At 40.7% G+C, this 12,214-nt stretch carries 15 protein-coding genes, 1 pseudogene and 1 riboswitch; of the genes and pseudogenes, 12 read left to right on the forward strand and 4 right to left on the reverse strand.

Going from position 1 to position 12,214, the window contains the following annotated elements; genetic code table 11:
• From pth to ribB, 3 genes are all read left to right on the forward strand, one after another.
• Window positions 1-582 (forward strand): aminoacyl-tRNA hydrolase, encoded by a 582-nt coding sequence (pth, locus tag B9T29_RS12740; protein WP_086176274.1) that lies wholly within the window; start codon window positions 1-3, stop codon window positions 580-582.
• Between the two features lie 143 nt (window positions 583-725).
• The gene (panD, locus tag B9T29_RS12745; RefSeq protein WP_086176275.1) at window positions 726-1,106 is read left to right on the forward strand and encodes an aspartate 1-decarboxylase; all 381 of its coding nucleotides are present in this window, start codon (window positions 726-728) and stop codon (window positions 1,104-1,106) included.
• A gap of 150 nt (window positions 1,107-1,256) precedes the next feature.
• Window positions 1,257-1,417: riboswitch (FMN riboswitch) on the forward strand.
• Window positions 1,418-1,511: 94 nt separating this feature from the next.
• Window positions 1,512-2,171 carry a 3,4-dihydroxy-2-butanone-4-phosphate synthase gene (gene ribB / locus B9T29_RS12750; protein ID WP_086176276.1) on the forward strand — a complete coding sequence of 220 codons (660 nt, stop codon included), beginning with the start codon at window positions 1,512-1,514 and terminating at the stop codon, window positions 2,169-2,171.
• Between the two features lie 71 nt (window positions 2,172-2,242).
• Here the strand turns inward: ribB and B9T29_RS12755 are convergent.
• Together B9T29_RS12755 and B9T29_RS12760 are read right to left on the reverse strand one after the other, a co-directional pair.
• A pseudogene (locus B9T29_RS12755) lies at window positions 2,243-2,853 on the reverse strand (LysE family translocator).
• Window positions 2,854-2,910: 57 nt separating this feature from the next.
• Entirely contained in the window at window positions 2,911-3,399 is a 489-nt protein-coding gene (locus tag B9T29_RS12760) for a DUF1289 domain-containing protein (RefSeq protein ID WP_086176277.1), read from the reverse strand.
• A gap of 205 nt (window positions 3,400-3,604) precedes the next feature.
• Between B9T29_RS12760 and B9T29_RS12765 the strand changes: the two genes are divergently transcribed.
• From B9T29_RS12765 to B9T29_RS12785, 5 genes are all read left to right on the forward strand, one after another.
• Complete coding sequence (locus tag B9T29_RS12765) at window positions 3,605-4,537, forward strand: rhodanese-related sulfurtransferase (protein ID WP_086176278.1); 933 nt, start codon at window positions 3,605-3,607, stop codon at window positions 4,535-4,537.
• 153 nt (window positions 4,538-4,690) lie between these two features.
• Window positions 4,691-5,638 carry an IS30 family transposase gene (locus B9T29_RS12770; RefSeq protein WP_143223893.1) on the forward strand — a complete coding sequence of 316 codons (948 nt, stop codon included), beginning with the start codon at window positions 4,691-4,693 and terminating at the stop codon, window positions 5,636-5,638.
• A 143-nt stretch (window positions 5,639-5,781) separates the two neighbouring features.
• Window positions 5,782-6,066: an FUSC family protein gene (locus B9T29_RS12775; RefSeq protein ID WP_086176279.1), complete on the forward strand. Its 285-nt coding sequence runs from the start codon at window positions 5,782-5,784 to the stop codon at window positions 6,064-6,066.
• An 83-nt stretch (window positions 6,067-6,149) separates the two neighbouring features.
• The gene (locus B9T29_RS12780) at window positions 6,150-6,764 is read left to right on the forward strand and encodes a DedA family protein (protein WP_086176280.1); all 615 of its coding nucleotides are present in this window, start codon (window positions 6,150-6,152) and stop codon (window positions 6,762-6,764) included.
• Between the two features lie 23 nt (window positions 6,765-6,787).
• Window positions 6,788-7,207 carry an ABZJ_00895 family protein gene (locus B9T29_RS12785; protein ID WP_086176281.1) on the forward strand — a complete coding sequence of 140 codons (420 nt, stop codon included), beginning with the start codon at window positions 6,788-6,790 and terminating at the stop codon, window positions 7,205-7,207.
• 102 nt (window positions 7,208-7,309) lie between these two features.
• Here the strand turns inward: B9T29_RS12785 and B9T29_RS12790 are convergent, their stop codons facing one another.
• Together B9T29_RS12790 and B9T29_RS12795 are read right to left on the reverse strand one after the other, a co-directional pair.
• Entirely contained in the window at window positions 7,310-7,834 is a 525-nt protein-coding gene (locus B9T29_RS12790) for a YecA family protein (protein WP_086176282.1), read from the reverse strand.
• 69 nt (window positions 7,835-7,903) lie between these two features.
• The gene (locus B9T29_RS12795) at window positions 7,904-8,113 is read right to left on the reverse strand and encodes a PA3496 family putative envelope integrity protein (protein ID WP_086176283.1); all 210 of its coding nucleotides are present in this window, start codon (window positions 8,111-8,113) and stop codon (window positions 7,904-7,906) included.
• A 375-nt stretch (window positions 8,114-8,488) separates the two neighbouring features.
• Here B9T29_RS12795 and rpoD point away from each other — a divergent pair, with 375 nt between their 5' ends.
• The 4 genes from rpoD to B9T29_RS12815 all read left to right on the forward strand — a co-directional run bounded on the left by rpoD (window position 8,489) and on the right by B9T29_RS12815 (window position 12,213).
• The gene (rpoD, locus tag B9T29_RS12800; RefSeq protein WP_086176284.1) at window positions 8,489-10,375 is read left to right on the forward strand and encodes an RNA polymerase sigma factor RpoD; all 1,887 of its coding nucleotides are present in this window, start codon (window positions 8,489-8,491) and stop codon (window positions 10,373-10,375) included.
• 114 nt (window positions 10,376-10,489) lie between these two features.
• Window positions 10,490-10,777, forward strand: coding sequence for a YbeD family protein (locus B9T29_RS12805; protein WP_171264055.1), 288 nt, complete (start codon window positions 10,490-10,492; stop codon window positions 10,775-10,777).
• A 165-nt stretch (window positions 10,778-10,942) separates the two neighbouring features.
• On the forward strand, window positions 10,943-11,602 hold the full coding sequence (gene lipB / locus B9T29_RS12810) for a lipoyl(octanoyl) transferase LipB (RefSeq protein WP_086176286.1): 660 nt from the start codon (window positions 10,943-10,945) through the stop codon (window positions 11,600-11,602).
• 77 nt (window positions 11,603-11,679) lie between these two features.
• A complete protein-coding gene (locus B9T29_RS12815) occupies window positions 11,680-12,213 on the forward strand; it encodes a hypothetical protein (protein WP_086176287.1) in 534 nt (177 codons plus the stop codon).
• Window position 12,214: the final 1 nt, after the last annotated feature.

Below are 12,214 nucleotides of genomic sequence, written 5' to 3' on the forward strand. Positions count from 1 at the left end.
GTGTCAAAACTTTCGCTAATTGTTGGTTTGGGCAATCCTGGTAAAGAATACGCCCAAACCCGCCATAATGCAGGCTTCTGGTTCGTTGAACGCCTTGCAGAACAATATGGCATTTCTCTCAAAGCCGATCCTAAATTCTACGGAATCAGTGGTCGAGGTAATATTGAAGGTCAAGACGTCCGTCTGCTGTTACCCACAACCTTTATGAATGCCTCAGGCAAAAGTGTTGTTCCCTTCGCCAAATTCTATCAAGTTGCTCCCGAAGCAATGCTCATCGCACATGATGAACTGGATATGAATCCCGGTGTCATCCGCCTGAAAACAGGTGGTGGTCACGGTGGACATAACGGTTTACGCGATATCGTTCCGCATACAGGCCCTAATTTCCATCGCTTGCGTATCGGTATTGGTCATCCTGGTTCCAAAGAGCGGGTATCGGGTCATGTACTCAGCAAAGCACCGAGCAGCGAACAAGATTTAATGGATGATGCCATTGCCCACGCTTTATCTCGCATTAAATTGCTGGTAAACGGTGACATACAGCAAGCCATGAATCAAATTAATGCTCACAAACCGAACTGATCATTCTACAAATAATTGAATTTTCCTTCTTGCCATGTTGCTTTTTTCGGAGCAAAATGCGCTTTCTGCGGATTACTGATCCAGTAAGAAGTGATTTGATTTAACTAAGACAAAATCTTAGGTCAACTAAGGAGACGCTAGCCATGCTTTCTCGTTTATTAAAAGCTAAAATTCACCGTTGTGTCGTTACACAAGCAGAATTACATTATGAAGGTTCTTGTGCAATTGACGGCGTGTTAATGGATTTAGCTGGTATCCGCGAATATGAAGAAATTCATATGTGGAACGTGACTAATGGTAAGCGTTTTACCACTTATGCCATCCGTGGTGAAGAAAATTCTGGCATTATTTCAGTGAATGGCGGTGCTGCCCTGCAAGCTGATGTTGGTGATCTGATGATCATTGCTACATTTGGTGATTTCACCGAAGCTGAAGCAAATGCACACAAACCACGTCTTGTGTATGCCAACCCGAATAATACTGTAAATCACACAGCGAACTGTATTCCTGTTCAAGTGGCTTAAGATTTAAAGATATGAAAAGCCCGCAATCATGCGGGCTTTTTTATACGCGACTTTTCACATTTTAATTTATGCTTAGTTTGACTAAACATATGACTGATTCATCTATAGAAACTTAAGTCATCCTTGCAAAACAGGTCTATACTTATTGCACATCGCTTCAGGGCGGGGTGTAATTCCCCACCGGTGGTAAATTAAAACTATATTTTTATAGCATTTAATCAGCCCACGAGCCTGTAAACTAAAAATGGTTTACTCGCAGATTTGGTGAAAAGCCAAAGCCGACGGTATAGTCCGGATGAAAGAAGACGACGTAACGGATATTTATATTTGATATATCGCTGCGACCCCATTTCTGCATCAGTCCTGAAATGTTCAACCGTATGTTTATTTTACGAGAGCGTTTCAATGTCTAGTTTGATTCAACCCGAAATTTTCTTTTCAGCCCTTCCCCCAGCTGAACAACGTATTCAAAAAGCCTTAGAAGATATCCGCCAAGGCAAACCCGTTTTGGTCATGGATGACTTTGATCGTGAAAATGAAGCCGACCTGATTGTAGCTGCAGACACATTAACGGTAGAAACCATGGCACGCATGATTCGTGACGGTTCAGGTATTGTCTGCTTATGCTTAACTGATGAATTGGCTAATCATCTGGAACTTCCATCCATGGTGGCTGACAACTCAAGCCAGTTTAAAACCGCATTTACGGTAACGATTGAAGCTGCAGAAGGTGTAACCACCGGGGTTTCAGCCAAAGACCGTACCACTACTATTAAAGCAGCAATTAAAGATGGTGCCGTAGCTAGCGACCTCAACCGCCCGGGCCATGTATTCCCCTTACGTGCACGTGAAGGTGGTGTCTTGACCCGCCGTGGACATACTGAAGGCACCATTGATTTAGCACGTTTGGCCGGCTTAAAACCTGCTGGTGTTTTGTGTGAATTGACCAATCCGGATGGCACTATGGCATCGGGCATCCAGGTATTGTCTTATGCACAAACCCATCAATTAACCGTGATTACCATTGAAGAACTAGTGCAATACCGCTTAGCGCATAATGTCTAATTCATGATAAAAAGCCCCACTATCTGGGGCTTTTTTACTACTTCATCTAAGAATTTAAGTCATTCTTATTTTTAAAATAATACGGAATAAATTCCATAGACTGCGACCAATACTAAAATCGCTCCACATCCTGCCATTAAATGATGATAGATTTTTGACCGAGCTAACCGGTTAAAAGCCAGATGTACCATTGATAATGTGCTGAAATCCAAAATAATCCAAGTCAGCGTTAAAAGTATTAAACTGTAATCCAGATCGGAAGTAATATTGATCAATTGAGGGAAAAATGCAGCCAAGAAAAGAATGTCTTTAGGATTGGAAATGCCCACAGAAAACCCTGTTTAAAACCGCCATCCGCTGCTTTTATTTGTGCTGAATAACCCTTAATTGAGTTTGAGAAAGCTTCTGTTAGAATCTGAAAACCCAGATAAGCAATATAAATACAGCCTAAAATTTTAATGCTGTTAAACCATTGCTGATTAAGCTCCAGAAAACCTTTTAAGATCAAAATAGAAATAGTGATCAGGATCAATGAAGCGAAATTGGTTCCAAAAATGGTTTTTAATGCTTTGCGATAGCCGCCTTTTAATCCAGCACTTGCTACCAGTAACATTACCAGCCCTGGAGTTGCAATCATAATAATACCTGCAACCACATACAGCAGGAATTCTCCAATATTCACAGGCTAACTCGCTTGATTTAATCTTTTATTATTTTAAACCACATAAAAAAAGAGGACTTAGTCATCCTCTTCCACTTCACGCAATAAGTGATGACTAATCCCATCGGCACGTAAAAAGGCAAAATCGTAGCTTGCTGTCGCCAGCGCCAGTACACGACGCTCAAATTCCTGCCACAAAGGACGTACATCTTTGTAATGAATACCTAAACCACTGTCATCAGTAAAATGTCGATTCTTTTCACAGATTTTTAAAGCGTGATACAGCTTACGACCCTTCGAGGCATCATCACGCAAACGAACCCGTTTAGATAATACAAAGCCTTCGACATGCCGAATATCGGCAAATGGCAACATCGGCACTAAAATTTGATCCAGCTGGGCATCCAGACGTTTCCAGACAGCCGTATGCTGTTCTGCTGTATAGGTATTCCATTTAATCACTTCATGATTAAAACGACGGCAACCACGGCATACCGAATCACCAAACACCGTAGAGCAGCGCCCTGCACATGGAGTCAAAGAGGCAATTCGACGATCAATATTCAAGATAAACTCCGAAATTCAATAACATTCAGGTCTGACAGATGAAGACCACTTTATATTTAACATTCAATTAGCACAGGCATAATACATCTCCAAACAGCAAATTAAAAACCATATTTCATACATGGTTTTCTCGCTAATTCAGACAATTCACGTTAGAATATGCGCCTTAAATTTTGTCCTATCTTAAATACATTTGGAGTATTCCATGAACGCTACTGTAGAACAGCTTGCACCTGTAGAACAGCAAGCGACCACTGAATGGGTTGTTGCAGCACTTTATCAATTCAAAGAAGTTCAAGATCCTGCCGATCTTCAACAACGCCTACTTGATTTGGTAAAAACCATCAATCTTTGTGGAACTCTAATTGTGGCTGGTGAAGGCATTAACGGAACTGTAGCGGGCGACCGTGCAGCGATTGATACAATCCATCAATTTCTGCTGAATGAAGGTTTTAACGCCATGGAATACAAAGAGTCTCACAGCTCTGACAAACCATTCCGTAAAATGAAAATTAAACTAAAAACTGAAATTGTGACTTTGGGTGTGGAAGTTAAACCACGCGACTTAGTCGGTCACTATCTTGATCCTAAAGAATGGAATGAACTGATTGCACGTGATGACGTGATCTTGATTGATACGCGTAACGACTACGAATATAAAGCCGGTACGTTCAAAGGCGCGGTTGATCCTAAAACTGAAACTTTCCGTGAATTTCCGGAATACGTCAAACAGAACCTTGAACAGCACAAAGACAAGAAAATTGCCATGTTCTGTACCGGCGGGATTCGCTGTGAAAAATCAACTTCATTATTACTGCAAGAAGGTTTTAATGAAGTCTATCATTTAAAAGGCGGTATCTTAAAATACCTGGAAGAAACCCCTGCTGAAGAAAGTCTGTGGGAAGGCGAATGTTTCGTATTTGATGGCCGTACCGCAGTTACCCACGGTGTAGAAGAAGGTCAGAACGTTAAATGTCATGCTTGTGGTTGGCCGCTACTTCCTCAAGAAGTTGAACTTCCAAGTTATGAACATGGCGTATCATGCAAATACTGCATCGACAAAACCACAGAACAGCAGAAAGCCGGATTCCGTATGCGTCAATCGCAGATTGCAGCGGCTAAACGTAAACGTCTGTAATTCAAACTAAGAAAATCTTTTAAAAAGTCCTCTTTAGAGGACTTTTTTATTTACCTTGGATTCTCAAATGAAGTGCAACAGAGATTAAATTATTGGAAGGAAGCAAGATGAGATAGCATTTTGCTTCCGACCGACCAAAGTCAAAGTTGCATCATGAACTATACTCATCTTACTCAAGAAGAAAGATATCAGATTTCTACGTTGTTACGTGAAGGTTTTTCTAAGCGCTATATTGCCTGGAGGCTAAATCGCTCACCTTCAACCATTTCCAGAGAAATAGCACGCAATCGAACAAGGAATGGTTATTTCGCTAAACATGCTAATAAATTAGCTCAAAGACGGCATTGCCCTAATCCCAAAAGAATCCCTTATGATATTTGGGTACAAGTCATTGCTTATCTTGATCTCCAATGGAGTCCCGAACAGATTGCTTCTCATATTTCAGTCAGTCTACATTCCATATACAGGTTTATACAGCAGGATAAAAGCAGAGGCGGTGTGCTCTTCCACAACTTACGTCTCAGAAATCAAAGAAAGAGGAAATATGGCTCTATTGAGACTCGTGGCCAACTGACAAACCGCAAAAGCATTCACGATAGACCTGTTGAGATTGAGCAGCGCTCCCGCTTCGGTGATTTGGAAATAGATACGATTGTTGGCAAGAATCACCAACAATCCCTGGTTTCAATTGTAGATCGGAAGACGGGTTATCTTTGGCTGAAAAAGTGCAGCACGCGAAAGGCTGAGGAAGTTTGCCAAGCCACGATCAAATTATTGGAACCCATCAAAGCACATCTAAAGACAATTACCGCGGACAATGGTAAAGAGTTCAGCCTGCATGAGTATGCTGCTCAGGAATTAGATGTAGACTGGTATTTCGCTGATCCCTATAGTGCCTGGCAGCGAGGAACAAATGAAAATACAAATGGATTGATCAGACAATATATTAGAAAAGGCAGTGACTTGAATGACTATGCGGATGCATATATTGCAGAAACTACTCAACGATTGAATCATCGTCCAAGAAAAAGACTCGGCTTTAAAAGTCCGAGTCAGGTATTATGGCAACAACATGGTGTTGCACTTCAAATGCTAATCTAAGTACTAAAAAAACAAAAGATAAAAAAAGATACCAAGACACACAAATAATGTATATATAATCATCAATAATCTGTTAATCTGAGAACTACAACACACAATAAGAGCTAACTTATTCATATTTAACGTGAAAAAGGATAAAAATTATGCCTAGAGCAATTAGCCGTTCAATTGATTATACCCGTCGTTTTCACCAGGTTCGGGAAAAAAATCACCTAAAAATAGAACAACAAAAACAGATTTTAGAGCACGAATCACATCTTTTTATTGTGGTATTAGGTGCCATGATCGGCAGTATCTTGTCTATATTCATCGCTTATCACCTTACACCTAATTTTATAGAATACGCCCTGCTCAGTGCGGTTCCTTTTGCACTAGCCTATAGTTTAAGAAAAGTTTATATCCATACCTTAATCCATAGCCCAGAATAACCTGCTGTATTTAGAAGGATACTTTACCCTGAGCCGAATAATATTTAGGATGGTTGAAATATCATTATTATTTTTATAACCATATGAATCTGACTGAGTGGATTATTTCCATTATGGAACAACTGGGCTACCTCGGTATTGCCCTGCTCATGTTTCTCGACAATGTATTCCCTCCGATTCCTTCTGAAATTATCATGCCTTCCGCAGGTTACTCAGCCTCACAAGGTCAGCTCACACTCCTTGGGGTCATTATCGCAGGCTGTTTCGGCTCACTGCTCGCTGCAGCTTTTCTATATTGGATTGGCTATCAGTTCAAGCATGAAGGCATTTTTCGATTTATAGACCGTTATGGCAAATATCTGTTTATCAAATCTGAAGATGTGAAAAAGTCATTGGGCTGGTTTGAGCATTATGGACATCGCATCGTATTCTTTGGCCGTATGATTCCCGCCGTACGTTCCCTGATTAGTATTCCAGCGGGCATGAGCCACATGCCCTTTTGGAAATTTATGTTTTATAGCAGCTTGGGTACTATCATCTGGACCACTTTTCTTGCCTGTGTCGGATTTTATTTTGGTGAAAATCAGCAGCTCATGCAGCAAATTTTTAGTAAAGTCAGTGATGTGATTATTGTCATTGTCGTGCTCCTTATTGGCTGGATTGTATACCGTAGACAGCTACGCAAAATGAAGAACTAATTGTGATTTTATCCGGGGCTTAAATGCAACAATATCTAAAAAGTTTTGCTATCGATTATGGCGTGGTTTTACTTCTCAGCGTTTTGTTTCTATGGTTTGTCACCAATCTTGGCTTGATGCTCTTCGTCGCTATTTTTTTGGTTACCATGATTCGTCATGTGGTTAAATTCCTGCAAAAAGAACAACGCTTGCCGACTGCACAAGAACGCAATATCTTGGTCTGGGGAAATACCGCGATTGCCATTACTTTAGAGTGTTTTATTATATTCTTTTTGGTCATGATGAACCCGAATGCAGAACAAATTATTCAATCTGCTGAAAAAATGGGGCTAGCAGGTTATGCCGTATTTATGTTGCTCATCGTTGCAATACATTTTGCTTTATTCTTTATTGCCTATCAGTGGATGAGTCCTCTCTTCTTGAAATTAAAATCCAGAAAATAGCTAGTTGAACAAATAAAAAAGCACCTTATGGTGCTTTTTTATTTAACAAATTAATCTAGGGTAAATAAATAAGCCGCTATTGGAACGACGCAAGGCGCACCATCACGCTGGCGTATGGTACATCAAATACAATTCATTCAAGTTATCTGGAATTTCTTCAGCAATTTCATCCATGAGCTGACCATTGCGGCGGAAAGATTCCATTTGTGGATCTTCTTCATCTACACCACTAAAGACCATCATCGGTAAAGTTAAATCTACCAGTTGCTCTTCATGTTCTGGCGTAAACCAAGCATCTTCGTTTAAGAACATGGCATCGACAAAACCAACGCTCCAGTCACCTAAACTTGAATCCACATCTGCTTCTTCAATTTCAAAAGGAAATTCAATTCCCTCTTCGTTCGCCAGGTTTTGACGAATCGATTCTAACCAGGCTTTTACTTGTGCAATAATTTCACTCGGAACTTTCTTTTGATTGTTGTCAAAGAGTTCATCGAGCCACTTATCAAAAGCAGGGCCAACTGCAATTGCACACAGAAAACCATGAGTTGCCGCAAAATCCAGACCATATTCGTTTTGGTCGCCATCTAGATAATCGCTCAAAAGGTCTAAATCTAAAGCACTCATTTAAAATCCAAGTTTGTAAAATAACTACCGCATAGCATAGCATTTTAGCTGGCTGTGCAGAATCCTATTTTAGTCTTCTTCATCATCAAAATCGTCGTCATCATCAAGATCATAATCAAAATCTTTCAGTTCACGCTCTAAACGACGTTGTGCGAGAAGGTCATCAATGAGACGACGTTTTTCTAACGACTCTTTAGCACTAATTTTGCTTGATACTTCATCAAAACTAACATCATCATCACTGTAGCTATCATCTAGTTCAAAATCTGTAGAAGACACTAAAACTACCTCATGGTGAAAAAAAAGTGAATGGGCCTAGGCGCTATTTATCGTACCTATGTAATTTTGTCAAGTATTTTTATTTTTTTATCTTAGAAACACCATTTTATCTTGTTTTTTACCTCTAAAATTGTGTATTTATGAACGCTGAGAATTTTTATTACGCCGGATAAAGCAAACTCAAAATATTTTGTAGGCGATCCCTCACCCGGCCTTGAAAAAAAAAATTTCAGCCCCATATTGAAAACAATTGTTAAATCAAATTCATATTTTTTAAATGAGACTTGAGCAATCAATATTCAAAACAATTTTAATCGAATTGTGCTATCATGCACGGTTTTTCACTGCCACAGATTCAACGAAGAGTAAGCAAAGATGAGCGATATGACTTCCCCTACTTCGCAAGTAGCGGCTCTGATTAGCCGAGGCAAAGAGCAAGGTTACTTAACTTACGCTGAGGTTAACGATCATCTCCCGGACTCGATCACGGAAAGCGAACAGATTGAAGACATTATTCAGATGCTTCAAGACGTCGGCATTCCAGTGCATGAACGTGCGCCTGAATCTGATGACACCATGTTCGATGGCTCGAATACTGAAACAACCGATGAAGTTGCTGAAGAAGAAGCGGCCGCTGTTCTTGCGTCAGTTGAAAGCGAACCTGGTCGCACGACCGATCCAGTACGTATGTACATGCGTGAAATGGGAACGGTTGAACTATTAACGCGTGAAGGCGAAATCAGCATTGCTAAACGCATTGAAGAAGGTATTCGTGACGTTCTTCATTCTATTGCGTATTGGCCAAATGCAGTTGAAGTTGTATTAAAAGAATATAACGATGTCACTGAAGGTGAACGTCGTCTTGCTGATATTTTATCGGGTTATTTAGACCCGGAATCTGATGAAGAAATTCCAGAAGTTTTAGAAGAGGAAGCTGAAATCGATGAAGATGAAGAAGCAAGTTCTAAAACAACCAAAGATGTAAAACTGGACGATGATGACGAAGAAGAGTCTGAAAGTGATGACGATTCTGAAGGCGAATCAGGTCCTGATCCAGAAATTGCCCGTATTCGTTTCACCGAATTGGAAGATGCATGGAAACTAACTAAAGCTGCGATTGAAAAGCATGGCCGTAATAGCAAGCAGGCAGAAGAAGCGCTGCAAGCTTTAGCGACTGTGTTCATGATGTTCAAATTTACCCCGCGTTTATTTGACATTATTTCTGAAATGATTCGTGGCACACATGAACAGATCCGTACTTCTGAACGTGAAGTCATGCGTTATGCAGTACGTCGTGGCCGTATGGATCGTACCCAGTTCCGTACTTCTTTCCCGGGTCAGGAGTCGAATCCAGCCTGGTTAGATGAGCAAATTGCAAAGGCACCTGCCGAGCAAAAAGCTTATTTAGAAAAAGTACGTCCAGATGTACTGGCATTCCAGCAAAAGATTGCCGACATCGAAAAAGAATTGGGTTTGAATGTTAAGGACATTAAAGACATTTCTAAACGTATGTCGATTGGTGAAGCCAAAGCCCGTCGTGCGAAAAAAGAAATGGTTGAAGCCAACTTGCGTCTGGTAATTTCGATTGCGAAAAAATACACCAACCGTGGTTTGCAATTCCTTGACTTGATTCAAGAAGGTAACATCGGCTTGATGAAAGCCGTAGATAAGTTTGAATACCGTCGTGGTTATAAATTCTCGACTTATGCAACTTGGTGGATTCGTCAGGCGATTACCCGATCAATTGCGGATCAGGCGCGTACCATTCGTATTCCAGTACACATGATCGAAACCATTAACAAGATCAACCGTGTATCACGTCAATTGCTTCAAGAAATGGGTCGTGAACCAACACCTGAAGAATTGGGTGAACGTCTGGAAATGGACGAAGTTAAAGTGCGTAAAGTACTCAAAATTGCCAAAGAACCGATTTCTATGGAAACGCCAATTGGTGATGATGAAGATTCGCATTTGGGTGACTTCATTGAAGATGGCAACATCACCTCTCCGATTGATGCTGCAACCTCAGAAGGCTTGAAAGAAGCGACTCGAGAAGTCCTTGAAAACTTGACTGAACGTGAAGCGAAAGTCTTGAAAATGCGTTTTGGTATTGATATGCCAACTGACCATACTCTGGAAGAAGTCGGTAAACAGTTTGACGTAACACGTGAACGTATCCGTCAGATTGAAGCCAAAGCATTACGCAAATTACGTCACCCTTCCCGCTCTGAACACTTACGTTCATTCTTGGAAAATGACTAAGCCATTGTGATACCGATGGAGACTTGAAAAACTGCCAAGTATCTCCATCTAGTATTCAAGACATATAACGCCTGCATTCATGCAGGCGTTTGATATAAGGGGACTACTATGACCATGTTAGACCGTACGCCATCTCGCGAACTCCGAGAAGATCTATGGGTCTTCCCAATGAATTATCCAATCAAACTGATTGGTGAAGCCAGCACAGAATTACACATTGCCGTTGTAGAAATCCTGGTAAAACATTTTCCCGACTTCGATGGTACCAGTATTAAGGTACAACCTTCACGTACTGGAAAATATCATTCTTTGACTGCTCAGATTGTCTTTGTGGAGCTGGAACAGGTTCATGCGCTTTATGCAGATTTAGCTGCATGTCCTCTGATTAAGACTGCACTTTAAGAAAATCAAAAAAACACGCTTCGAGGCGTGTTTTTTTATATCTACAAAAACCATTAAGTCCCTTTTAATAAAAATAGCAAATCCTCTGGGTATCATCCCCTATCCCATGCTGATTTCATTATAATCATTCACAATATTTAAACTTTTTTTAAGGACGCACTTTACGTGACTGATGCTGTTCTAAAACCCACACTGATTATTCGTCAATTTAACCAGCTTACTCCCTATCTTGATCGTTTTCAGGACATGAAAACCCTGACTGAAAACCGCGATGAAAACACGCCGGATGAACTGTGGATTTTACAGCATCATGATGTGCTGACCCAGGGACAGGCAGGTAAACCGGAACATATTCTGCTGCCGAGTAATATTCCAGTCGTGCAAACAGACCGCGGTGGACAAGTGACATGGCATGGCCCAGGTCAGCTGGTGGCCTATTTCATGTTTGATTTAAACCGTCTGGGCTGGAATGTACGCACGCTAGTGTCTTATGCCGAAAATTTAATGATTGGACTGCTGAAAAAATACGGCATTGAAGCCTATGCCAAACCGGATGCACCGGGTGTTTATGTAGCCGAGCGCAAAATTGGGTCTTTAGGCTTTAAAATTCGTAAAGGGCGCAGCTATCATGGTTTGGCACTAAATATTGATTGTGACCTTTTTGGTTTTCATACCATTAATCCATGTGGTTATGCCGGTCTGGAAATGGTCCGTATTCAGGATTTAGTCCAGGACTACCCTAAATTCGAGAACTTATGCGTCGATATCATTGAAACTTTACACAACAGCGGTTACTTTAATGAAGTTCAAGTCATGCAACAATAACTTTGCTTTTGACATAAAAATAAATTAGAGTATTTACTCTAAACTAATAAAATATTTTTTAGATAAGGGATACACGAGTGATTTCAACCAAATCCGTTAAGCCCGCTTTACAACTGACCTACGTCAAACTCATGATGGATGTGATTGGCAGAGGTCTGGTAATGGCGAGTCAAGTCGACGCCGAAGTAAAACAGGAAGTTGCTAAATTCCCTGTGGGTTTCGTTCTAACGATGAAAGTATTTCCCAATGGCCCAGCTTTTATTGCAAAAGTCACGGAAGACCATCAATTACAATTACTTCAATCTGTAGACAGCAAACCTGACCTTACCATTACTTTTAAGCACTTAAGTCATGCTTTTTTAGTGTTTTCTTTTCAGGAAAGCACTGCACAGGCTTTTGCCCACGACCGCATGATTGCTGATGGAGATATTTCATTTGCCATTCGTCTGGTACGTTGCTTAAACAAAATGGAAGCGCTCATTTTACCTAAACTCCTTGCTGAGCTTGCTGTAAAACAATATCCAACAGAGTTGAGCCTAAAAGAAAAACTTACTGGAGCTACAAATATTTATTTGAAACTAGCTCAATCCTATTTTAAACGGAGTGCATAAC

This window comes from Acinetobacter sp. ANC 3903 (assembly GCF_002135315.1).
In the GTDB taxonomy this organism is placed as follows: domain Bacteria; phylum Pseudomonadota; class Gammaproteobacteria; order Pseudomonadales; family Moraxellaceae; genus Acinetobacter.

What these genes read in the sequence shown, in the direction of transcription:
- panD (WP_086176275.1), top strand. Translation starts at nt 726, where the DNA reads ATGCTTTCTCGTTTATTAAAAGCTAAAATTCACCGTTGTGTCGTTACA.
- ribB (WP_086176276.1), top strand. Translation starts at nt 1,512, where the DNA reads ATGTCTAGTTTGATTCAACCCGAAATTTTCTTTTCAGCCCTTCCCCCA.
- B9T29_RS12765 (WP_086176278.1), top strand. Translation starts at nt 3,605, where the DNA reads ATGAACGCTACTGTAGAACAGCTTGCACCTGTAGAACAGCAAGCGACC.
- B9T29_RS12770 (WP_143223893.1), top strand. Translation starts at nt 4,691, where the DNA reads ATGAACTATACTCATCTTACTCAAGAAGAAAGATATCAGATTTCTACG.
- B9T29_RS12775 (WP_086176279.1), top strand. Translation starts at nt 5,782, where the DNA reads ATGCCTAGAGCAATTAGCCGTTCAATTGATTATACCCGTCGTTTTCAC.
- B9T29_RS12780 (WP_086176280.1), top strand. Translation starts at nt 6,150, where the DNA reads ATGAATCTGACTGAGTGGATTATTTCCATTATGGAACAACTGGGCTAC.
- B9T29_RS12785 (WP_086176281.1), top strand. Translation starts at nt 6,788, where the DNA reads ATGCAACAATATCTAAAAAGTTTTGCTATCGATTATGGCGTGGTTTTA.
- B9T29_RS12790 (WP_086176282.1), bottom strand. Translation starts at nt 7,834, where the DNA reads ATGAGTGCTTTAGATTTAGACCTTTTGAGCGATTATCTAGATGGCGAC.
- rpoD (WP_086176284.1), top strand. Translation starts at nt 8,489, where the DNA reads ATGAGCGATATGACTTCCCCTACTTCGCAAGTAGCGGCTCTGATTAGC.
- B9T29_RS12805 (WP_171264055.1), top strand. Translation starts at nt 10,490, where the DNA reads ATGTTAGACCGTACGCCATCTCGCGAACTCCGAGAAGATCTATGGGTC.